The following is a 22,152-nucleotide window of genomic DNA, read 5'->3' on the forward strand; positions in this document are numbered from 1 at the left end:
TTGCACGGTTTCTTGACCTGCTAGCCTGATGCGCAACACTACACAGCGCCCCGCCACTTCAACCCACAGGGATATCGGTATGAGCGGACATGACACCGGTGTAAGCAGAGCCGACATCGCCGATATGCACGGCATTCTCGAACTTCAGGCTGCCAATCAGACAGCACGGGGCGGAGCACTGGCGGCAAGTCTGTCAGCGGAGCGCCTGGCAAAAATGATGCAGGACATGCCACTGATCGTTGCCCGCCGTGACGGGCGCGTCACCGGCTTCCTGTTAACCTCCTCCCGGGAAGTGAACGCGGACATCCCCGTTGTAAAGGCTATGTTCAACGCCTATCACGGCACGCCCGATGCCTATGTATATGGTCCGGTCTGTGTCGGGGAAGAGGAACGCGGCAAGGGCCTGGCGCAAATAATGTTCGCTGAACTGCGGCGTCTTGAACCCGGGCGCGAGGGGATACTTTTCATCCGCAATGACAACCAGCCGTCGCTGCGGGCGCATTTGAAAATGGGCATGAAAAAAGTCGCCTCATTCGAGTTCAACGGTTTTGAGTACGCGGTTTTTTCTTATATCGGCTAGGGCCTGTTGACGTTTCACATGCCAGCCTGATAGCTCGCAGCGTCTGCCGTTGAAATAGCATCACCATGATGGTGACGCGCTCCTTGGTACTCAGGTGGTTGTATTGGGTCGAAATGGCAACCCTTACATCAAGTGCTGCACTTGCTCCTTAAGACCGCCGATTACTCAGTCTGAAATGTTGGTCACTTGGATGGTCCGGTCGTCAGCAGTCTGCGGGCTGCTTTTCTTTTCTCGACGATCGTTTATCCATCTGCCTACCTGGGCCGGGAAGTCAGGTGGAGATTTTCGTCCGACCTTTCTTGCAAGATCAAGAATAGTTTGTTGGGCGAGGGCTTCTTCCATGCGTTTCTGTGCCGTCATCATCGCCGCGTGAACCGAGCAATGGCCGTCTAGCGCCCAGGCAGGCGCAGAGCCTTCGAACAGGGCACAACGGCCGCGAATCTCTCGGCAATCAAAAATGAGCTTCTGACCGTCGATGGCGTTGACGATATCAAGAATACTGATTTCGTCAGAAGGCCTCGACAGCTTGAACCCTCCGCGCACACCTTCCGTTGCAACGACCAGTTTGGACTTAGCCAGCTTGGTGAAAATCTTCGCCAGGTAATCCAGAGGTACGCCTTGCAATTCTGCAAGATCACGCACGCTCGCCTCCCGGCTTTCGCCGCCATCGCCCACCAAAAAAATCAGGCAATGAATGCCGTACTCAACGCCCGCGCTGTAAAGAGACATTTAGATCTCCGACCTAATTAGTCGCATATATTAGCAGCGATCAGTGAGGGGGGGCAACGATCCTCGCACGCTGTGCCATGGGCCTTTCTACCTTTAAAATCACTTACACGCCTGATTTTCTGATGAAAATATTGTATTGAGTCGCCATTGCTCAAAAGTTTTCTTCATAAAATAGCTCGGATGGCTTACGGAAAACATATTGCCATTCAAAACTACGACCGATATAGTCGTAGTTATTCGTGCTTCTACGGTGGCTGTTTGCCAAGATCACCTTGTTCCGGCTTCACGTCCGCTACCGATAAGCGAGACTCTTTAACGCATTCATGACTTCCCACCAGGGGTTAAAAATGAAACAGCAGATTCTGATTATTGGCGCAGGTTTCGGTGGTATGTGGACGGCTTTGAGTGCCACGCGCCTGTTCGACATTCATGGTCATGACGACGTGGAAGTGACCGTGCTGGCCCCTCAGGCCGAGTTGCGCGTCCGTCCGCGTTTTTACGAGCCTGATGCGCACCGACTGGTCGCGCCGATTGGCGAGCTGTTCGATGCGGTAGGTGTCAAGTTCATCAAGGGAAGCGCAGAGACCATCGACGTTCAGCAAAAATGTGTCGGTTACATCGATACCTCTGGCACCAAGCAAGTGCGAAGCTACGACAAACTAGTTCTAGCCACAGGCAGCCGGCTCGCGACGCCCAACACTCAAGGTGTGGCGGAGTACGCCTTCGATGTTGACCAGATTGAGCAAGCCGTACGTTTGGAGAACCACCTCAAGTCCCTGGCAGGCCTTCCGGAAAACAAAGGCCGCAATACTGTAGTGGTTGCTGGCGGCGGCTTCACCGGCATTGAAACGGCGACCGAAATGCCGGCTCGTCTGCGGGCCATACTAGGTGATCATGCGGACATAGAAGTGATCATCGTGGATCGTAGTGAAAAAGTCGGGGTGTCGATGGGGGCCGAAATCAGTAGGTCGATCGCCGAAGCCAGCGATGAGCTAGGGGTGAAATGGCGCTTGAAATCGTCTGTGGTAGCAGTCGATGAAAATGGGCTAACCCTTGACGATGGCCAGCGTATTGAAGCGAAGACCGTGGTCTGGACCACTGGTGTGCGGGCCAGTTCGCTGACCGAGCAGATCCCAGGTGAACGCGATTTCCTAGGTCGTCTTCATGTGGATTCCCACCTGAAAGTCATTGGCCAGCAAGACATATTTGCCACCGGGGATGTTGCTTACGCCGCCACCGATGACCTTGGCAACCATGCACTGATGACTTGCCAGCACGCCATCGTCCTGGGACGCCACGCAGGCAACAACGTTGCCGCGCAGATTTTAGGTGTGGATCCGACCTCGTACAGTCAGCCCAAGTACGTTACCTGCCTGGATTTGGGGGGCTGGGGTGCGGTCTATACCGAAGGATGGGATCGCCAGGTCAAGTTGACCCGGCAGGAAGGCAAATCGCTCAAGACGCAAATCAACACTGTGTGGATCTACCCTCCGGCCGCCAACCGTGATGCAGCGTGGGCGGCGGCGGATCCATTGATCCCCATTGCCTGAGATGCCAGCCCTGGGAGGCGTTATCTTGATAACGCTTCCTTCTGAAAAATCCTGCGGGTTTGCAATGCCCCGATTGATGCTCAGTGACGAGCTTTGGCCGAAGCTGGAAAAATCTGCTTCAACAAGCGATTTATCACAAGCCACATCTGCGGATGACACGAGACACAGGGCGCCCGACCGGTGATCCCCAAAAAGCGCAACTCGATCAGGGCAATGTCGACTTGGACAGGGGGGCTGTATCGCTACCGGCATCTGCTGGAAAACGCCTTTGCGCGGCTGAAACACTACCGGGCCGTGGCGTTTCGATATGACAAGCTGAAGCGCACTTAGGGGAGCATGGTAGCCATGGCCTGCGGGTTCCTATGGTTGCCAATGTTAAACGTCAACGGGCCCCAGGCGCGGTGCCGGTCACCCGCTAGCCGCCATGACTCACACAACTTTATTGACCCGGGTTTGTTCAGGCGCGATCGCCCGTCCATCGGCTGCCACGGGCTGCATCAAAGGCAAGGGCTGCCCGGTGGCCGTGTCCTCCAGTTGCGAGTGCGCTTCGTGCGGCCCGAACAGGTAGCGCTCGCCCCATTGTCTTAACGCCACCACCACCGGGAACAGGCTTTGACCTTGCGGGGTAAGCACGTATTCCTGATACGAGGTGCCGTCAGAAGCCGGTTGCACTTGAAAAATACCGGCCTCGACCAGGCTCTTGAGGCGGTTGGCCAAGACGCTGCGGGCCACCCCCAGACCCTGCTGAAAATCGCCAAAGCGCCTTACGCCGTCAAAGGCGTCACGCACAATCAACAACGCCCAGCGATCTGCGATTACCTCCACAGAGCGGGCAACCGGGCACGTGGTGGCCTGGCTCATTTGATGCTTGGTCATACAGGCTGCTCCGTACAGTTTCGGGTTTTCTCCGTGCAACAAGTTTCATTTTAAGACTCGTTACCCTAGAATCAAACCAGTCTTGATTTGAAACTACATTCAGCGGAGATCCGTCCATGGCCATTGATCAAGTTTCCCGGCCCGATCCAGCAGCGCCAGCAACCACCGGCAGGCGCATGCCGCGGGCGCTGGTCGGGTTATTCGCCTGTGCCAGCGGGCTGAGCGTGGCCAATGTTTATTATGCCCAACCGCTGCTGGATCAACTGGCCACAGACTTTGCGATCAGTCATGCCAGGGTCGGTGCCGTGATCACTGCGACGCAGATCGGCAGCGTGCTGGCATTGCTGCTGATCGTGCCACTGGGCGATCAACTGGATCGCCGCCGCTTGATGCTCGCCCAACTGGCGGTACTGATCGCCGGTCTGGTCTGCGTCGGCCTCACCCGCTCCCCGGCAATGATGCTCTCCGGCATGCTGGCCATCGGTCTGCTGGGTACCGCCATGACCCAGGGCCTGATCGCCTATGCCGCCACCGCCTGTTTGCCGCAAGAGCGTGGCCGGGTGGTGGGTACCGTGCAGGGCGGGGTTGTCATCGGCCTGTTGCTGTCACGTCTGGCCGCCGGACTGATCTCCGACCTGGGTGGCTGGCGCTGGGTGTACCTGGGCTCGTCGTTGGTGATGCTGGCCCTGGGGTTGATTCTGTGGCGCGTCCTTCCACCACAGCAACCGGCTGCGGCGCCCATACCCTATCCAAGGCTGGTGCTGTCGATGTTTACCCTGCTCAGGCAGGACCGGGTGCTGCAAGTGCGCGGCATGCTCGCCTTGCTGATGTTTGCCGTGCTGAGCATTTTCTGGAGTGCGCTGGTGTTTCTCCTGATCAGCCCGCCTTATTCCTTTTCGCACACCACTATCGGCACCTTCGGCCTGGTCGGCGTGGTGGGCGCACTCGCTGCCGCGAGGGCCGGGGCCTGGGCCGATAAAGGGCTGGGCCAGTGGACCACCGGCCTGGCACTGGGGCTGTTAATCATGGCCTGGCTGGCACTGTGGTTCACCAGCAGTTCGATGCTGTGGCTGATACTCGGCGTCGTGCTTCTGGATCTTGGCGCCCAGGCCATTCATGTCACCAATCAAAGCATGATCTTCAGTGCGCACCCCGACTCCCATAGTCGGGTGGTGGGCTGCTACATGCTGTTTTACGCAACAGGCAGCGGCCTGGGGGCGCTCGCATCAACCTGGGTTTATGCCACGTCCGGCTGGTCGGGCGTGTGCCTGCTGGGCGCCGCCGTCAGTGTGCTGGCCCTGGGGTTCTGGGCCGGCACACTGCAACAAATGCCTGGTTCGCGGGCATGTGCTGAGGGTACATCGGCCGCGCCCTCCAACTGATCGCAGCGATCAGGCGCTGCTGACAGACTCAGAATATCCATGGCTAAAAGGCGCCTGTGCTGGTCCAGGGGTTACCAGCGGTTAAACATGCCACTGTTGTTTCTTGAAATATTCTTGCCGGATTGCGCTCGACCAATCCGCGTATCTTCGGTTCGCTGCCTGTCACTTACCAACCAGTGAGCCCTGGGTATATGGATAATCAACAAACCGTGCAATACCTCAATACCGATCTGGAACTCATTGCCCCGATCGACCTGACTTTACTCGCACAAGCCCTGGCCCCTGCGCACATTACGACTGCGCCAATCTGCTGTTTACATGTGGGCTACATGGATCCGCTTGGCTATCACGCCAGGTTTGAAGCCTTTGCCCCTGAGGGGAGCTACCGAACTCCGGAACAAAGTATCGATGCCTTGCTCAGCGCCATCGAGCAGCTTGACCCGCAATGCCACGCCCTGTGGCAGGCATGTTCCAGAAAGACCCTGGATATCGGTTATCGCAGCGCGATTGCACGCGGCAGTCTTTCTCATCAGCTATCCCTGCAGACCCTGGCCCGAATGCAGGTTTGGGGGATTGACCTGTCCATCACCCTGTACCCGGTGGACGAATGAAAGGCAGCAAGGTTGCACCATCGGGCGCCCTGCCCGGCTGGCACCCGTGCCGCAGAGCTCCCTGCAATCGGCTAAAAGCTCCTGAGCCGACCATCGGCACAGCGAGTGCTCAGGCAAATTCGTATACCATATCTGCTTCTCCAGAAAACGATGACCACCGTGGCCCACCCTAAACTCAATGTCCCCGACCTGGGCAATTCGCCTTCCACTTCGGAAATCATCACCCTGCATCTGCGTGACGCTATTGTCGCCGGGCATTTCGCTGAAGATGAACCGATTCGCCAGGACGATATTGCCCGCCAGTTCAACGTCAGCAAAATCCCGGTACGCGAAGCCCTCAAGCGTCTCGAAGCCGAAGGCCTGGTGATGTTCCAGCGCAATCGCGGGGCCATGGTCACGCGTATTTCCGATGCAGAACTGGCACAGATGTTCGAGGTGCGCATGCTTCTGGAAGACAAGTTGCTGCGCCTGGCCATCCCCAACATGACCGAAGCCACCTTCGCCCGCGCCGAGCTGATTTGTCAGGAGTTTGTAGGCGAGGACGATGTTGGCCGCTGGGCCGAGCTCAACTGGGAGTTGCATGCCTGCCTCTACGAACCGGCGCAACGGCCCTTCCTGATCAGCATGGTGCGCTCGGTCAACGACAAGCTGGAGCGCTACCTGCGCATGCAGATGAGCCTGTCGGCGGGCAAGGACCGCGCCGATCATGAGCACCGGGAAATCATCGAGGCCTGCCGCGGCGGCGACGTGGAACTGGCGGTCAAACTGCTGGACGAGCACATTGCCGGGGTCTGCAAGACCCTGTTCGAGCACCTGCCGCAAAGCCACTGACCGGCAACAGCCCTGTACCGATCTGGTCATTGGCGCAGGGTTCCCCGCTTAAGACCTCCCCCGGATTCACCCGGCTGAACCGGCCTGGCCCCTCCATGATCGGCAATTGCGCGCCCTGCGCAATCTGCGCCCCGGCAAGCATCACGACTGCATGACCCAACGGCACGCCTGACTGGCGTAAAGCCGGGTGCAGCAACCTGTTTCATACAAGTCATCGTCGCTATCGGTGATTTCGGCAGTCTCTGCCCAACCGTCCACTTCAACTCTTGTTATCAAGAGCGCACGTACCGAGTGCGAACAAGGTGTGGGGGGGTACAGGCAACTCGCCATTCCAGTGACTTTATTGTAAAGCCCCGACTTACATCCCCCGCAGATTGTTCCATCGAACAATAGCGCTTATTTTTTAGACCGCATCTAACAGCAATAGATGACGAGGCTTACTGGTTTGTTTTAACGCCGTTTACCCCCCTTGCTTATCTCCAGTTAAAGAGGGGTTTTAATGGCTGGCACCGTCTGTCAAACGCCCGGACTACTCACTGTAAACACTGTCCGTACAGCGTTCTGACGGTTCTACCCATTTACAAACACACAGGCTTTAACCGCCATAACTTGCCCCCTGGAGCGCGCCCTCTTTCGAGGACGCTGCTTTATTCAATAGCGCCTGCGCGTCAGGTGCACTTATCAGGAATATAAAGCATGACTACTTATATGGACCCGTACTGGTATATCAATGATATGGAGGTGCACACCGACACCACGCCACATATCTACGCCAATGGCCTGCAACAGGTAAAGGTAACTTTGGGCGTCAAGGCACTGGATGGTCGTGGTGCTGAAGTTGGCCTGACCCAGAGTGAAAAAGACAATCTGCGGATTGTTATGTACCGCAATGCCAACCAGGTACTTCCCTTTGATGAATTCGATTCCCTGGGCTGGTCTGCCTCCTCTAGGTACAAAGGTTATGAGTACTTTCCCAACACCCAGATCAAGGCTTCGATCGGGCCAAAGGCCGGCTTTGAATACTTTGAGTTTTATGTGTCGTGTCAGTCTTTGGCCGCTGCCGGGCAGACCATCGGACTGGCCTTTATGGTGACGGGCGATAATGGTCGGCGTTTCTGCTCCAATGGCTCGAGCTGGTACGAGGACGGCACACCGGATCGTGGGACCAGCCACGATAAACCGGATGCCAATATCACGGTTCATCGTCCGCCCCGCTATTCACAGGATAACTTCATCCTCTCCGAGTTTTTTGACCTGCCCTCCATGCATTTGAAAGCCGGGATTTTCAATCGCCGTTGCACATTGACCCTGCAAACGGCCCCGAGCCAGACCATTGCACTCAAGAGTATGAGCATGCTGCCCAAGGGCATGATCATGTGGGAGAGCAATCTGCCCGATGACCAGATGAGCAGCTTTGTCGGCTATGTCGAGCCAGGCAAGACCCAGGTTCAGTGGAACTCCGCGCTCCCGCAAAGTGTGATCCCGTTGCCGACCCTACCGGCTGCCGTTCGGGACAAGGGCAGCCTGGTGCTCTGTGGCCGGGTTGACATCAAACAATCCCAGGGCGGCTTTCGCGGCCCGTGCGATATGAGTCTGGTGGATGTTTATGGCAATGAGCACCACTTGACCCTGCGTTTCGACCCCAAGGACCGTGAGCGTCTGGAATTGACGCTGGCCTGATAAGCACTGAAAAGGCCCCACCTTTCTGGATGGGGCTTTTTCAGCTCCTTCTTGTAAGTTGCCAATAACAAGAGATAGCCATAGTGATCGACCCTTCTAACAAAATTTCCACCCCCCAGATCAAATCCGCCGTCAGCCTGCTTAGCAGCGGCGACGTATATTCCGGCGCCTACAACTTTATGAGCAGCATCAGCGCCGGGGTCGATCCGCGCACCGGTGCGTTCTCGGCCTCGATAACCCTGCCCACCGGCGCCGCCAATGATTTGCGCGGGCCCATCAGCCAGTTGCGCCTGAGCCATAGCCCGTTGATGACTGCCGATCAGGGCTTCGGTCTGGGCTGGATGCTCGGCACCACTTCCTGGGATGGAGCCAGCCAGCAACTGCAACTCAATTCCGGCGAGCGCTTTCGCGGTGAAATTGTCGGCCAGAGCATGCGTTTCCCGGATGTGCGCTTGCCTGTGGTGACGGTCACAGTGCAGCGTCAGGAAATGTGGGTCACGCATAACGATGGCAGCTGTGAGCGCCTGATCCCTTTGCCGGGGCATGCCAGCCTGTGGGTGGTCAGCACTCTGGTGGGCGCCGACGGTAGCGCCTTGACCTTTGACTGGCGTTCGGTCGGCAACGCGGCGTACCTGCAAAAAGTCAGTGATGCCCAAGGCCGCACGGTGCTGGCACTGGCCTACGAGGGCGTGCTGACCCATCTGACCTTACAGCCGGATACTCCCGCACAGGTGGTGATGTCTTTTCACCGGGTCTCCGGGCAGTTGCGCCGGGTAACGGTGGACGGCCTTCCCGACAGCGGCTGGCAGTTTGAGTACAGCACTGCGACTTCCGGATTACTGCTGCTGAGCAAATGCACCCAGCCCACCGGCAGCACCGAGGAAGTGACTTACAGCGAGGCCAACGGCCTCAACCTGCCTGCAGGGGCGCCGTTTGCGCGGATGCCGGTGGTCAGTCAGACCCGCAAGGATCCGGGAGATGGCCAGCCGGTGCAGCTGGTTCGCTATGACTACGGCCTGTATGGCAGCAATAACTATTTTGGCTGGCCGGCGGTACGTCAGTGGCGTAATCGCGAAGACAACCTCTACCACCTGACCGGTGCCGGGGATTTCCTCTATGGCTCCACCGAAACCCTGATGGATGCCCGGGGTACTGTTTTGCAAACAGTGTCACGCACCTTTAACCGCTTCCACCTGCTGACCCGTGAACGCACGCAACGGGGCCAGACCCTGCAGGAAACCGAAACCACCTATTACGACGAGCCCTGGCTGCCCATTGCCCGGCAACTGCCTTACTTCCAGTTCCCGCACAAGGTCATTACCCGCAAGGCGCAGCTGGATGGCCAACGGGTGTTGCGAGAGCTTGTTACCGAGGAAGAAACCCGCTACGACGAGCTGGGCAACCCGGTGTGGCATCGCAATGCCCTGGGTGGAATAGAAGAGTCGGAGTACTACCCGGTAACCGGTGAGACCGGCAACTGCCCTGCCGACCCACTGGGCCGCATCACTCGTCTGAAAAGTCGTACGGTCAGCCCCCCACCCGGCACCGAAGGCCCGGTCAAGCAGACCCGATATCGCTATCAATCCCTGCCCGTGCGTGGGGATGCTCCAGGGTTTGCATTGCCGACTTTTGTCCAGAGCAGTGAAGAACGTTTGTTGCTGGTTGAGGGCAATCAGTCCACCGAACTGGGCCGCTCGACGCAAAATTTCATTAACGATCCGACCTCGCCCCATCACGCTCGCATGCTCAGCGAAACCCAGACGGTAGAGGGTAAAAGCACTACCCGGGTTTACAGCTACAGCCTGACCCAAGCCCCAAACGCCCGCGCACTTGAGCGCGCAGTCCTGCAGGAAAAGGTCACCATTACAGGTCACGATGGCCAGTCAACTGTTGCGCAATCGTCGCAGGATCTGTACTCCGGCCTGATGGTCACCGAGCAGACCGATGAGCTGACGCGCCTGGCCTTTGCCCACGATCCCCTGGGCCGTGTAACTCAGGAAGTCGCGGCTCCGGATTCAGCCTTCGAGGCCAAGGTCAACTGGGTCTATTCGTTGTCAGCGAACCAGCGCTGCCAGACCCGAGTCGGCGCTTCCGGACGTAAGGAAACTGTCTGGCTCGATGGCATGGCCCGGGAAATCCGTCGGGAAAAACAGACCGACAGCGGTGAGACCTATACCGCCTGGACCGCCGAATATGACCTGCTGGGTCGAGTATTCCGTGAAACGGCTTACGATCCCGGTAACGAAGACGTTCCTGCCCTGAGCCTGACCACTGAACGCACCTTTGATGACTGGGGCAATGTGCTGACTGAAACCGGCGCAGACGGTATCACCCAGCACACCCTTGCCGACCCGGTAGCCCTGACCGGAACCCGCTGGCAGACCGACGCCAAGGGCGTGGCCGGGGCCAAAACCGTGACCAGCCATAGCCTCGATGGACGCCCCCTTAAAGAACAACTCTATTGCGCCGATGGCGTACTTCAGCACGAACTGAGCTGGACCTATGACGGCCTTGGCCGCTGCATCAGCCAGTCCGATGCCATGGGCCGGGAGACCCGGCAGGAGTGGGATGTACTGGACCGACTGGTATCCACCACCCTGCCCGACGGCAGTGTCATCAAGCGCACCTATGCCGAAGGCCATGACAGTGAATTGCCGGCTACGGTATCGATTAGCCACCCTTCATTGGGCAGTAATGAAGTCCTGCTGGGCGAGCGCAAATATGACGGCCTGGGCCGACTGGTATGGGAAAAGGTCGGGCAGAGTGTCTCTGAATGGGAATATGCCGAAGGAGAAATCCACGCCCATACCCAGGTTCTGCCCGACGGTACCCGGGTGCAGAGTGAACACCAACCGGAACTGGGCGGCGCGTTGCTGTCGCTGCAAGCGCCCGGGATCAGCGTATTCAATAAATACGATCCGTTAAGTGGCCGTTTGCTGGAAGCCCAAGGCAATCTGGGTCTGCAAAAAGATCACTGGTCACCGTCCGGCCAACTGAACAAAGCCGACTACGCCTGGCAAGGCGATCAGCCGCGCTCGCAACAACAAAGCACCACACCGGCGGGCAAAGTCACGCGCCTGACCGATGCCGACGGTGCCGAGCAGCGCTGCCAGTACGACGAATTGGGTCGCTTGACTCAACAGCAAGGCCCTGACGTCACGGTCAGCGTGACCTACGATGCGGCCTCGCGGATTCACCAGCAGCGAACCCAATCAAACGATGGCTCGCGGGACATGAGCGTAACCCTGGGCTACGACAGCCTGGGCCGTCCGGCCCGTCGAGAAACCTCTACCCGAACGCCGAATGCACAGCATGTAGAAGTGCAAACCCAGCAATGGCGCAAAGACGGCAAGCTGACCCGGCGCGAACTGACCCGTGACGGCACACTGGTGCGCGGTGAAAGCTTCGACTACGACAACCGCGCACGGATGATTACCCATCGTCTGAGCGGTCATGACTTACCGAAGGATGCCCACGGCCACCCTTACCGCGAGCAGCATTTCCAGTACGACGCCCTCGACAACGTCCTGCGTCTGGAAACGGTGTTTGCCGACGCCAGCGCCAGCAATATCAGTACATTTACCTATAACCCCGCCGACCTTACCCAGTTGCTCAGCGTCAGCCACAGCCGCGCCGATTACCCGGCACCGGTAACCCTGGAGTACGACGCCCTCGGCAATCTCAAACGCGACGAGCGCGGTAATCCGCTGCACTACGATGCCCTGGGCCGACTGATCGGGGTAACTCTGCCTACCGGCGAACGCCGCTGGCACTACGGCCCGGCGGGCAACATCATCAAGACCGAGGATCTGCGCGGCCCGCGCTGGCGCTACCACACCGGCGGCCAGCTCAGCTGCGAGCTGGGTGAAGACACTCAAACCCGCTGGGTACGGGCCGGCGCTGTTCCCGTGGCAGAAAGTCGACTGGCATCGGCAGTGCGCGAAGTCATGCTGCTGGGCACCGACGCCCAAGGTTCAGTGACCACAGAAGCCCAGGACGCTATCCACACCCCCGTCTACAGTGCCTACGGCGCGAGCGCACCGGGCATTGGCAGCCTCGGCTACGCCGGCGCCTTGCGCGAACAGGACAGCGGCTGGTACTTCCTGGGTGATTACCGCATCTATAACCCGGTGCTGATGCGCTTCCACAGCCGTGACAGCCTCAGCCCCTTCGGCGAAGGCGGCCTCAATGGCTATGCCTACTGCGCCGGGGATCCGGTCAACCGCATCGACCCGTCGGGCCATTCGTGGCTGGACTGGCTGTTGCCGGCGGCCGGCATCGCCCTGGCCGTGATCGGTACCGTGGCCTCCCTGGGTGCGTTGGCGGCGCCCACTGCGGCGCTGACCGCCAGCTATGTAACGGCGGTCACCACCGCGACCCTGAGCGTGGTATCGCTGGCAGCGGACGTGGCCTCGATAGCCTTGCTGGCCACCGGCAATGAAAACGCCGGGCGGATTCTGGGCTGGGTGGGCATGGCAACCGGGCTGGCTTCGGCGGCCCCGTCCATGGCCGGGGCTGCGGCCAAGGGGGTTAAAAGTGCCGGCAAGTTCGTGGGCAGCTGGCAGCATAAATTGCAGCATGCAGGGGGCGTTCCCGGGGGGAACCGAGCACTTCAAGGAGGAGCCAGTGCAAGTCCACGACTGGGTCAAGAGGCTCGTCATGCGTTAACTGCGGATGACTTGCGATATGTCCGACAGCACTTTGATATGCCCCAGGAGTTGACAGGCGTACGTCTGAACGAAATGCCGGACCTGGTGATGCAAAATATTATCGGCCGCTTGCCTGGCTCGGACCTGGTCTCGTTGTCACAGACATCCAGCACTATGCGCGCATCGGTGCAAAGCAATACGCAAGCCATCCAGCGCCAGCTACCCACTCTCCACAGTACCCCCCAGGAAGCCAATCGAGCCTACGTCAACTACGTACAAGAGACATGGCTGGGCAGGACTAATGGCGTGTTGCCGGAGCAAATCCCCCAGGCAGGTATTTCACCTTTCGCAACCACTCATATCAGTCATATCTCAAATAATGGATACGCCGCAGTTCCTGACATCCAGAGCAGCATTCAATACAAGAATCTGCTGCGGATCAGAAATGCCCAGGCACAACAACGGGAAGGGAGGGCGGCGCTACGCTCGATCCGACGGGAATAACCCCATGTGCAGTGCACATTGAACAGGTCAGATACAAGCAATCGCTGGCTAGCCAGCTCCCACAGAAAAAGCCCGAGCGAAACCTTGCCGGCTAACCAGGCTCCCACAGATGGTTTGCAGCACTTCGTCTGACGGACATCCACGGGCTTTTGCCGGATACAAGGCAAAAGCCCGTGCCATCGGGCGGCAGGTGTTCCTTTATGGGGCAATCCCCCCACTGTTGCTCCCTTCTGTAACACCCCTCCCACCCCACACACCCTGCACCACTGCCCAGTGCAATCACGCACGCCATCAAAAACCGGACGCGGCACTTAATTGTGGCACCCAGGAAAAATCGGCACACGAATTGCTAAATAAATATCGTATACGAAATCCATAATCCATTATTCAACAGCATTCCTACACTTGCGAGGCGTCCATGAAAAACCCCGTATTTGCCGTAGCTCTCAGCGCTGTTATCAGTAGTTCCTTCATCGCCACCGCCCAGGCCGACAAACTCGACGACATTATTGGCTCGGGCAAACTGCGCTGCGCCGTAACCCTGGACTTCCCGCCCATGGGCTCCCGGGATGAAGCCAACAAGCCGGTGGGCTTTGACGTGGACTACTGCAACGATCTGGCGAAAGTGCTGGGCGTGGATGCCGAAATTGTCGAAACCCCGTTTCCGGACCGGATTCCGGCGCTGGTCTCCGGGCGCGCCGACATCATCGTGGCCTCCACCTCCGACACCCTGGAGCGGGCTAAAACCGTCGGCCTGAGCATTCCTTACTTTGCCTTCCAGATGGTGGTGCTGACCCGCGACGACACCGGGATCAACAGTTTCGCCGACCTCAAGGGCAAGGCCCTGGGCAATACCAGTGGCACCTATGAAGCCATTGCCCTGGAAAAAGACGTGAAAAGCTGGGGCAGCGGCTCGTTCCGGGCCTACCAGTCGCAGAACGACACCCTGCTGGCCGTTGCCCAGGGCCATATCGAAGCCACTGTGGTCACTAACACTGTGGCCGCCGCCACCCTCAAGTCAGGCAAATACAAAAATCTGAAAGTCGCGGGTAACGCGCCCTACGTGGTCGATTACGTGTCCCTGGGGGCCAAGCGCAACGAGTACGGCCTGCTCAACTACCTCAACCTGTTCGTCAACCAGCAAGTGCGCACCGGGCGTTACAAGGAGCTGTGGGTGAAATGGGTCGGCACCGAGATCCCGCCGGCGAACCTGACCGTACCTGACGTGTACTACTGAGGTCGGCCAGCATGTCGAGGATCACTTCTCTCAACGGCCGCAGTCTGATCAGCGGCGCGGCCCAGGGCCCATTGTTGTTCGCTGATGTGGGGCTGAGCTTCTGGGGCGGGGTCGAGCCGTTCACCGGGGAGGTGATTGACCGTCACCACCCCCTCAGCGGCGAGCACCTGGGCGGGCAGATACTGGCGATTCCCAGTGGTCGCGGCTCCTGTACCGGCAGCAGTGTGCTGATGGAGCTGATCAGCAATGGCCACGCCCCCGCGGCTCTGGTGCTGGCCGAGGCCGATGAGATTCTGACCCTTGGCGTGCTGGTGGCGCAGACCCTGTTCGAACGCTCCCTGCCGGTGCTGTGCATCGGCAACGAGGCCTTCGCCCGCTTGCGCGCCGGGGCATTTGCCCGGGTCGAGGGAGACCGGGTCAGCCTGTTCGATGCTCCGCCGGACGATGGCTGGGCGCCAGCGCTCAACGAGGCACAACACCAGGAACCGGTCTGCTCGATCGAGCTGACCCGACACGACCGCGCCCTGCTCGACGGTGAGCATGGCAAGGCCGCTCAGGTGGCCATGCAGATAGTGCTGCGCATGGCACAGCTACAGGGCGCTGAACAGCTGCTGGACATTAGCCAGGCGCATATCGACGGCTGCATTTATACCGGGCCTGCCAGTCTGCGCTTTGCCCGACAACTGGTGGAATGGGGCGCCAAAGTACGGGTGCCCACTACCCTCAACTCAATCTCTGTCGACCAGCGCCGCTGGCGCGAACTGGGGGTCGACCCGGCTCTGGGTGTGCCCGCCAGTGCCCTGGGCGATGCCTATATGGCCATGGGCGCACAATTGAGTTTTACCTGCGCCCCCTATCTGCTGGACAGCGCACCCAAGGTCGGCGAACAGATCGTCTGGGCCGAATCCAACGCAGTGGTCTACGCCAACAGCGTGCTAGGCGCGCGCACCCTTAAATACCCCGATTATCTGGACATTTGCATCGCCCTCACCGGCCGCGCGCCCTTGATTGGCTGCCACCTGGAGGATCAGCGCAAAGCCCGGCTGCAAGTCGAGCTGCCCGCCCTGGGCGAGCTGGACGATGCCTTCTACCCGCTGCTGGGCTACCACATCGGCGCCCTGGCCGGCAGCCGTATTCCCTTGATCCTCGGGCTGGAAGACAGGCAGCCGGATCTGGACGATCTCAAGGCGTTCGGTGCGGCCTTTGCCACCACCAGCGCCGCCCCGCTGTTCCATATCGCCGGGGTCACACCCGAGGCCCTCGACCCGGCACAGGTACTGGATGGCCCGGTGCCGGTGGTCACCATCAGCCTGACGGACCTGTTGCACAGCTGGCACGAACTCAACAGTGCCAGTGACCCCGGGGTGGACGTGGTGTCCCTGGGCAATCCGCACTTCTCCCTCAGCGAGTTCGCGCGTCTGGCCGGCCTGTGCCAGGGGCGGCACAAACACCCCGAGGTAGCCGTGGTCATCACCTGTGGCCGCGCGGTGCTGGAGCAGGCCCGCGCAGCCGGGCATATCGCGGTGATCGAAGGCTTCGGCGCGACCCTGATCAGCGATACCTGCTGGTGCATGCTGGGTGAACCGGTGATTCCCTGCGCGGCCACCACCCTGATGACCAATTCAGCCAAGTACGCCCACTACGCACCGGGACTGGTGGGGCGCAAGGTGCACTTCGCCAGCCTCGCCGAATGCGTGAATGCCGCCTGCAGCGCCAGGGCCGACGGCGGTCTGCCGCAATGGCTGCCAGCGGCGGCCTCACAGGAGATACCCGCCCATGTTTGATTACACCTTTCAATGGCGCTCAGCCCTGCGGGCCTTGCCGGACATGCTGGCCGGGGCCCTGGTGACCTTTGAGACCGCAGCACTGTCGATGATCTTCGGGGTGTTGATCGCCCTCGCGCTGACGGTCATGCGCGAAACCAAAAACCCGCTGTTGCGCGGCATCGGCAACGGCTGGGTCTCCATCGCCCGCAACACTCCGTCGCTGTTCCAGATCTATGTCCTGTACTTCGGGCTCGGCTCCCTCGGCCTGCATGTCAGCTCATGGATCGCGCTGCTGGCCGGGATCACTTTCAACAATGCCGGTTACCTGGCCGAAAACTTTCGCGGCGGTCTCAAGGCCGTGCCCGAAACCCAGGTGCGGGCTGCGCGCTCGCTGGGCATGAGTGCCTTCCAGACCTACCGCATGATCGTGGTCCCGCAGCTGTTGCGCATCGTGTTCTACCCGCTGACCAACCAGATGGTGTGGGCGGTGCTGATGACCTCGCTGGGGGTCATCGTCGGATTGAACAACGACCTCACCGGCGTCACCCAGGACTACAACGTCAAAACCTTTCGCACCTTCGAATACTTCGCCATTGCTGCGGTGCTGTATTACCTGATTGCCAAGGCGATCGTTGCGGTAGCCCGGCTGATGGCCTGGCGTCTGTTCCGTTACTGAGGACGTGAGCATGTTTTCCACCAGTTTTACCTGGAATGACTTTTTATTTTTGCTGGAGGGCGCCTGGGTCACCTTGCAACTGACCGCCTGGGCGATCCTGCTGGGCACCCTCGCCGGGCTGCTCTTCGGCCTGTTGCGGGCCCTGTTGCCAAGGGCCAGCCTGCCGCTGGCCTGGGTCCTGGACGTGTTTCGCAGCGTGCCATTGCTGATCCAGTTCGTATTGTTCAACTCGCTCAAGAGCATCATCGGCCTGAACATCAGTGCCTTCAGCGTCGGCTGCATTGTGCTGGGGGTATACGCCGCCGCGTACTTCACCGAGATCGTGCGCAGCGGCGTCCTGGCGGTGCCCTTCACCACGCGCCGGGCCAGCCGCTCGCTGGGGCTGAGTTACCTGCAGGACCTGCGCTACATCGTGCTGCCGATCGCCATGCGGGTAGCGTTTCCCGGCTGGCTCAATCTGGTACTCAGCGTGATGAAAGACACCGCGCTGGTGATGTGGATCGGCATCGTTGAACTGCTGCGCGCCTCGCAAACCATCGTTACCCGTATCCAGGAACCGATGCTGGTGTTGTGCATCGCGGGGCTTATCTATTACGTCATGAGCCTGGTGGTCGCCCGCCTTGGCGCTCGTGTGGAAAGAAGGTGGCAAGAAAATGATTGAGATCGACAACGTCTACAAATCCTTCGGCGATCTGGAAGTGGTCAAGGGCGTCAGCCTGACGGTCAACAAGGGCGAAGTGGTTTCGATAATCGGCGGCTCCGGCTCCGGCAAGTCGACCCTGTTGATGTGCATCAACGGCCTGGAGCCGATCCAGAAAGGCCATATTCGCGTAGACGGGATCGAGGTGCACGACAAGGCCACCGACCTCAACCGGCTGCGGCAAAAAATCGGCATCGTGTTCCAGCAATGGAACGCCTTCCCGCATCTGACCGTGCTGGAGAATGTGATGCTGGCCCCGCGCAAGGTACTGGGTAAAAGCAAGGCTGAAGCCGAAGCCCTGGCGGTGCAACAACTGACCCATGTCGGCCTTGGCGACAAGCTCAAGACCTTCCCCGGCAAACTGTCCGGCGGCCAGCAGCAGCGCATGGCCATCGCCCGCGCCCTGGCCATGTCTCCGGACTATATGTTGTTCGACGAAGCGACCTCGGCCCTCGATCCGCAACTGGTGGGCGAGGTGCTGGACACCATGCGCATGCTGGCCGAAGACGGCATGACCATGGTCCTGGTGACTCACGAAATCCGCTTTGCCCGTGATGTCTCCGACCGGGTGGCGTTCTTTCGCAATGGCCTGGTGCACGAGATCGGCTCCCCCGATCAAGTCATCGGCAACCCCCTGCATCCTGAAACTGCAGCATTCCTCAAATCTGTGAAATAGGAGAAAACCATGCGCTCATCCAAAGTCATTCATGTGGTCAGCTGTCACGCCGAGGGCGAGGTCGGGGACGTGATTGTCGGCGGCGTCGCGCCGCCACCCGGTGCCACGGTGTGGGAACAGTCACGCTGGATCGCCCAGGATCAGACACTGCGCAATTTTGTCCTCAATGAGCCCCGCGGCGGGGTGTTCCGCCACGTCAATCTGCTGGTCCCGGCCAAGGACCCGCGGGCGCAAATGGCCTGGATTATCATGGAGCCTGCCGACACCCCGCCGATGTCGGGCTCCAACTCGATCTGCGTGTCCACGGTGTTGCTCGACAGCGGCATTTTGCCCATGACCGAACCCCAGACCAGGCTGATCCTCGAAGCCCCGGGCGGGCTGATCGAAGCCGTGGCCGATTGCCGCGACGGCAAGGTTGAGCGGGTCGAAATCAAAAACGTGCCCTCCTTCGCCGACCGGCTGGATGCCTGGATCGAAGTTCCGGGGCTGGGCTCGATCAAGGTCGACACCGCCTATGGTGGCGACAGTTTTGTCATCGCCGATGCCCGGGAGCTGGGCTTCTCCATCACCCCGGACGAAGCGGCAGAGCTGGTGGCGGTGGGGCTGAAAATCACCCATGCGGCCAATGAGCAATTGGGCTTCGTGCACCCGCTGAACCCTGACTGGTCGCATATTTCTTTTTGCCAGATCGCCGCACCTGTGGTGTACGAGCAAGGCATCGCCACTGGCGCCAACGCCGTGGTCATCCGTCCCGGCAAGATCGACCGTTCGCCCTGCGGCACCGGGTGCTCTGCACGCATGGCGGTATTGCAGGCCAAAGGGCTGTTGCAGGTCGGGGAGCGTTTTATCGGGCGCTCGCTCATAGGTTCCGAATTTCATTGCCGTATCGACTCCATGACCGAAGTCGCCGGGCGTGCAGCGATCTATCCGTGCATTTCCGGGCGGGCCTGGATTACCGGCACCCACCAGCATCTGCTGGACCCGAGCGACCCTTGGCCACAGGGCTATCGTCTGTCCGATACCTGGCCAGGCGCCTGACCCTCCCCCGGTAACCCTTCTGTAGGCGCAAGCTTTTCACAGCACAGCTCGCGAGCAAGCTCGCTCCTGCAGAGAGCAAAAAGTACCGACGCTTTAAATCGTATACGAAATACAATTACAACAGCAGAGGCAACAGACAATGAGCAAACCCATAAACTGGAGTGGTGTCTTTCCAGCGGTAACCACTCAATTCAACGATGACTTCACAATCAACCTGGACAAGACCCACCAGGTGATTTCCAACGTCATCCGTGACGGCGTATCTGGTCTGGTGGTGTGCGGCTCGGTGGGGGAAAACACCTCGCTGAGCGCCGAAGAAAAAATCGCCGTGACCGAGGTTGCAGTGGCCGCCTCCGGCGGTCGGGTGCCGGTTATCTGTGGCGTTGCCGAGTTCACAAGCGTGCAAGCCGCCAAAGTGGCCAACGCAGTGCGCAAGGTCGGCGTTGACGGTGTGATGTTGATGCCTGCCCTGGTCTACGGTTCCAAGCCGTTCGAAACCGCCGAGCATTATCGCTACGTGGCCAAAAACGCCGACATCCCGCTGATGGTGTACAACAACCCGCCCATCTACAAAAACGACGTGACCCCGGAAATTCTTATCTCCCTGTCCGACTGCGACAACGTGGTGTGCTTCAAGGACTCGTCCGGCGACACCCGTCGTTTTATCGACATCCGCAATCAGGTGGGCGACCGCTTTGTGTTGTTCGCCGGTCTTGATGACGTGGTACTGGAAAGCCTGGCCGTGGGGGCTGAAGGCTGGGTCTCGGGGATGTCCAACGTGTTCCCCAAGGAAGGCGAGACGATTTTCCGCCTGGCCAAGGCCGGACGCTTTGCCGAAGCCATGCCGATCTATGAGTGGCTGATGCCGATTCTGCACCTGGATGCCCGTGCCGATCTGGTGCAGTGCATCAAGTTGTGCGAAGCGATTGCCGGGCGCGGCAGTGCGCTGACCCGCCCGCCGCGTCTGGCCCTGCCACAGGCTGATCGCGAGTATGTGGAACAGATCATGGCCAAGGCCCTGGCCAACCGTCCGCATCTGCCGGACGTCGGTCTTTAAGTGATTGCCGGGGGGCTCTGACTGCCCGCCCGGCTGCCCGTTTTAGCGCACCTACAGGAAGTGCCAGCATGTCCACTCAATCCTCTCACGCAACCACCAGCCCTGCGGGACTCAAACGTGTCGTGGCCGCAGCCATGGCCGGTACCGTCGCCGAATGGTATGAATTTTTTCTGTATGGCACCGCCTCGGCACTGGTCTTCGGCCAGTTGTTTTTCCGCCAGACCGACAGCCCGATCGACGGCATCATTGCGGCCTTTGCCCTGTATGCAGTGGGCTTTCTCGCCCGGCCGATCGGCGGCCTGGTATTCGGTCACTATGGTGACAAGTTCGGCCGCAAACGCCTGTTGCAACTGAGCCTGGTGGTGGTCGGCATTACCACCTTCCTGATGGGCTGCCTGCCCGGCTTCGATACCATTGGCTACGCCGCACCGGTGCTGCTGGTGTTGCTGCGGCTGATCCAGGGCTTCGCCTTTGGCGGGGAATGGGGCGGCGCCATTCTGCTGGTTTCAGAGCACTGCCCGGATAACCGCCGGGGCTTTTGGGCCAGTTGGCCGCAAGCCGGAGTTCCCGCCGGCAACCTGGTGGCTACCGTGGCGTTGCTGCTGTTGTCGACCACGCTTTCGGAGGAGCAATTCCTCTCCTGGGGCTGGCGTGTAGCCTTCTGGTTCTCGGCGGTGGTGGTGCTGATCGGCTACTGGATTCGTACCAGCGTCGACGATGCGCCCATCTTCAAGGAAGCCCAGGCCCGTCAGGCCCAAAACAAACAGCAGGAACTCGGGGTGATTGAAGTGCTGCGTCACCACTGGCGCTCCGTGCTGGTGGGTATCGGTGCGCGGTTTGCAGAAAACATTCTGTACTACACCGTCGTGACCTTCTCGATCACCTACCTCAAGCTGGTGGTGCACAAGGACACCTCCGAGATTCTGTTTTTGATGTTCGGCGCGCACCTGCTGCACTTTTTCATGATCCCGCTGATGGGTTACCTGTCTGACCTGGTGGGACGTAAACCGGTGTATCTGGTCGGGGCGGTGCTCACCGGGTTCTGGGGCTTTGTCGGATTTCCGATGATGGACACCGGCAATAACTGGCTGATCATGGCGGCCATCACATTGGGCCTGGCGATAGAGTCGATGACCTATGCCCCCTATTCGGCGTTGATGGCCGAGATGTTCCCGACCCATGTGCGCTACACCGCGCTTTCGCTGTGCTATCAGGTAGCGCCGATTTTCGCCGGTTCACTGGCACCGCTGATCGCGATTACCCTGCTCAACAAGTACCACAGCTCGACGCCGATCGCCTGGTATCTGGTGGGAGCGGCGCTGATCTCGATTGTGGCTGTGGGCCTGACCCGTGAAACCCGGGGCAAGTCGCTGCATCAAGTGGATGCGGAATCGGCGGCGCGCATATCCGCGCTGGATGGCAATGCACAGACCACAGCCCGTCGTGGAGACTCAATGGCCTGAAGTACTGCGGTGAAACCTTTGAAATCCTGAAACATTTGAAACCTTGAACTGTAGGAGCGAGCTTGTCTCGCGAGCTTTTCATCGCAATGACCAAAAGCTCGCGAGACAAGCTCGCTCCTACAGACAAGCTCGCTCCTGCAGAAGACG

17 protein-coding genes and 1 pseudogene are annotated in these 22,152 nt (G+C 59.6%); 16 read left to right on the forward strand and 2 right to left on the reverse strand.

Translation table 11 applies throughout. The features are described from left to right. The first annotated feature begins 79 nt into the window (after positions 1–79). Complete coding sequence (locus WG29040_RS02400) at positions 80–580, forward strand: GNAT family N-acetyltransferase (RefSeq protein ID WP_010656597.1); 501 nt, start codon at positions 80–82, stop codon at positions 578–580. A gap of 165 nt (positions 581–745) precedes the next feature. Here WG29040_RS02400 and WG29040_RS02405 read toward each other — a convergent pair whose 3' ends face one another. Next, positions 746–1,309 (reverse strand): Rrf2 family transcriptional regulator, encoded by a 564-nt coding sequence (locus WG29040_RS02405; RefSeq protein ID WP_127195595.1) that lies wholly within the window; start codon positions 1,307–1,309, stop codon positions 746–748. A gap of 347 nt (positions 1,310–1,656) precedes the next feature. Between WG29040_RS02405 and WG29040_RS02410 the strand changes: the two genes are divergently transcribed. Further along, positions 1,657–2,859: an NAD(P)/FAD-dependent oxidoreductase gene (locus WG29040_RS02410; RefSeq protein WP_127195596.1), complete on the forward strand. Its 1,203-nt coding sequence runs from the start codon at positions 1,657–1,659 to the stop codon at positions 2,857–2,859. Between the two features lie 159 nt (positions 2,860–3,018). After that, positions 3,019–3,189: pseudogene (locus tag WG29040_RS24665) on the forward strand (IS5/IS1182 family transposase); the annotation flags it as partial. A 99-nt stretch (positions 3,190–3,288) separates the two neighbouring features. Here the strand turns inward: WG29040_RS24665 and WG29040_RS02420 are convergent. Then, a complete protein-coding gene (locus WG29040_RS02420) occupies positions 3,289–3,735 on the reverse strand; it encodes a helix-turn-helix domain-containing protein (protein ID WP_127195597.1) in 447 nt (148 codons plus the stop codon). Between the two features lie 116 nt (positions 3,736–3,851). On the opposite strand from WG29040_RS02420, the gene WG29040_RS02425 reads away from it, so the two are divergent. From WG29040_RS02425 to abaF, 13 genes are all read left to right on the forward strand, one after another. After that, positions 3,852–5,117: an MFS transporter gene (locus WG29040_RS02425; protein WP_127195598.1), complete on the forward strand. Its 1,266-nt coding sequence runs from the start codon at positions 3,852–3,854 to the stop codon at positions 5,115–5,117. A gap of 191 nt (positions 5,118–5,308) precedes the next feature. Then, a complete protein-coding gene (locus WG29040_RS02430) occupies positions 5,309–5,728 on the forward strand; it encodes a hypothetical protein (RefSeq protein ID WP_127195599.1) in 420 nt (139 codons plus the stop codon). Positions 5,729–5,878: 150 nt separating this feature from the next. Then, on the forward strand, positions 5,879–6,559 hold the full coding sequence (locus WG29040_RS02435) for a GntR family transcriptional regulator (RefSeq protein ID WP_003445228.1): 681 nt from the start codon (positions 5,879–5,881) through the stop codon (positions 6,557–6,559). Positions 6,560–7,255: 696 nt separating this feature from the next. After that, complete coding sequence (locus WG29040_RS02440; RefSeq protein WP_127195600.1) at positions 7,256–8,239, forward strand: hypothetical protein; 984 nt, start codon at positions 7,256–7,258, stop codon at positions 8,237–8,239. Positions 8,240–8,322: 83 nt separating this feature from the next. Then, entirely contained in the window at positions 8,323–13,392 is a 5,070-nt protein-coding gene (locus WG29040_RS02445) for an RHS repeat-associated core domain-containing protein (protein ID WP_127195601.1), read from the forward strand. Between the two features lie 418 nt (positions 13,393–13,810). Further along, positions 13,811–14,629 (forward strand): transporter substrate-binding domain-containing protein, encoded by an 819-nt coding sequence (locus WG29040_RS02450; protein ID WP_003445213.1) that lies wholly within the window; start codon positions 13,811–13,813, stop codon positions 14,627–14,629. Positions 14,630–14,640: 11 nt separating this feature from the next. Beyond that, complete coding sequence (locus WG29040_RS02455) at positions 14,641–16,413, forward strand: aconitase X (protein WP_127195602.1); 1,773 nt, start codon at positions 14,641–14,643, stop codon at positions 16,411–16,413. Further along, entirely contained in the window at positions 16,406–17,071 is a 666-nt protein-coding gene (locus WG29040_RS02460) for an amino acid ABC transporter permease (RefSeq protein ID WP_003445208.1), read from the forward strand. The genes WG29040_RS02455 and WG29040_RS02460 overlap by 8 nt, the downstream gene beginning before the upstream one ends. Before the next feature lie 10 nt (positions 17,072–17,081). After that, positions 17,082–17,732: an amino acid ABC transporter permease gene (locus tag WG29040_RS02465; RefSeq protein WP_003445205.1), complete on the forward strand. Its 651-nt coding sequence runs from the start codon at positions 17,082–17,084 to the stop codon at positions 17,730–17,732. Next, positions 17,725–18,447, forward strand: coding sequence for an amino acid ABC transporter ATP-binding protein (locus WG29040_RS02470; protein ID WP_003445202.1), 723 nt, complete (start codon positions 17,725–17,727; stop codon positions 18,445–18,447). The genes WG29040_RS02465 and WG29040_RS02470 overlap by 8 nt, the downstream gene beginning before the upstream one ends. Before the next feature lie 9 nt (positions 18,448–18,456). Beyond that, complete coding sequence (locus WG29040_RS02475; protein ID WP_010656606.1) at positions 18,457–19,485, forward strand: proline racemase family protein; 1,029 nt, start codon at positions 18,457–18,459, stop codon at positions 19,483–19,485. Between the two features lie 139 nt (positions 19,486–19,624). Beyond that, on the forward strand, positions 19,625–20,542 hold the full coding sequence (locus WG29040_RS02480; protein ID WP_003445196.1) for a dihydrodipicolinate synthase family protein: 918 nt from the start codon (positions 19,625–19,627) through the stop codon (positions 20,540–20,542). A gap of 68 nt (positions 20,543–20,610) precedes the next feature. Then, positions 20,611–22,005, forward strand: coding sequence for a fosfomycin efflux MFS transporter AbaF (gene abaF, locus WG29040_RS02485; protein ID WP_127195603.1), 1,395 nt, complete (start codon positions 20,611–20,613; stop codon positions 22,003–22,005). Positions 22,006–22,152: the final 147 nt, after the last annotated feature.

Origin of the sequence: Pseudomonas sp. PAMC 29040 (genome assembly GCF_003994535.1) — a bacterium.
In the GTDB taxonomy this organism is placed as follows: Bacteria; Pseudomonadota; Gammaproteobacteria; order Pseudomonadales; family Pseudomonadaceae; genus Aquipseudomonas; species Aquipseudomonas paraversuta.

Bases quoted from the DNA above. Each gene is read 5' to 3' on its own strand.
- WG29040_RS02400 (WP_010656597.1), top strand. From the start codon at position 80: ATGAGCGGACATGACACCGGTGTAAGCAGAGCCGACATCGCCGATATG.
- WG29040_RS02405 (WP_127195595.1), bottom strand. From the start codon at position 1,309: ATGTCTCTTTACAGCGCGGGCGTTGAGTACGGCATTCATTGCCTGATT.
- WG29040_RS02410 (WP_127195596.1), top strand. From the start codon at position 1,657: ATGAAACAGCAGATTCTGATTATTGGCGCAGGTTTCGGTGGTATGTGG.
- WG29040_RS02420 (WP_127195597.1), bottom strand. From the start codon at position 3,735: ATGACCAAGCATCAAATGAGCCAGGCCACCACGTGCCCGGTTGCCCGC.
- WG29040_RS02425 (WP_127195598.1), top strand. From the start codon at position 3,852: ATGGCCATTGATCAAGTTTCCCGGCCCGATCCAGCAGCGCCAGCAACC.
- WG29040_RS02430 (WP_127195599.1), top strand. From the start codon at position 5,309: ATGGATAATCAACAAACCGTGCAATACCTCAATACCGATCTGGAACTC.
- WG29040_RS02435 (WP_003445228.1), top strand. From the start codon at position 5,879: ATGACCACCGTGGCCCACCCTAAACTCAATGTCCCCGACCTGGGCAAT.
- WG29040_RS02440 (WP_127195600.1), top strand. From the start codon at position 7,256: ATGACTACTTATATGGACCCGTACTGGTATATCAATGATATGGAGGTG.
- WG29040_RS02450 (WP_003445213.1), top strand. From the start codon at position 13,811: ATGAAAAACCCCGTATTTGCCGTAGCTCTCAGCGCTGTTATCAGTAGT.
- WG29040_RS02455 (WP_127195602.1), top strand. From the start codon at position 14,641: ATGTCGAGGATCACTTCTCTCAACGGCCGCAGTCTGATCAGCGGCGCG.
- WG29040_RS02460 (WP_003445208.1), top strand. From the start codon at position 16,406: ATGTTTGATTACACCTTTCAATGGCGCTCAGCCCTGCGGGCCTTGCCG.
- WG29040_RS02465 (WP_003445205.1), top strand. From the start codon at position 17,082: ATGTTTTCCACCAGTTTTACCTGGAATGACTTTTTATTTTTGCTGGAG.
- WG29040_RS02470 (WP_003445202.1), top strand. From the start codon at position 17,725: ATGATTGAGATCGACAACGTCTACAAATCCTTCGGCGATCTGGAAGTG.
- WG29040_RS02475 (WP_010656606.1), top strand. From the start codon at position 18,457: ATGCGCTCATCCAAAGTCATTCATGTGGTCAGCTGTCACGCCGAGGGC.
- WG29040_RS02480 (WP_003445196.1), top strand. From the start codon at position 19,625: ATGAGCAAACCCATAAACTGGAGTGGTGTCTTTCCAGCGGTAACCACT.
- abaF (WP_127195603.1), top strand. From the start codon at position 20,611: ATGTCCACTCAATCCTCTCACGCAACCACCAGCCCTGCGGGACTCAAA.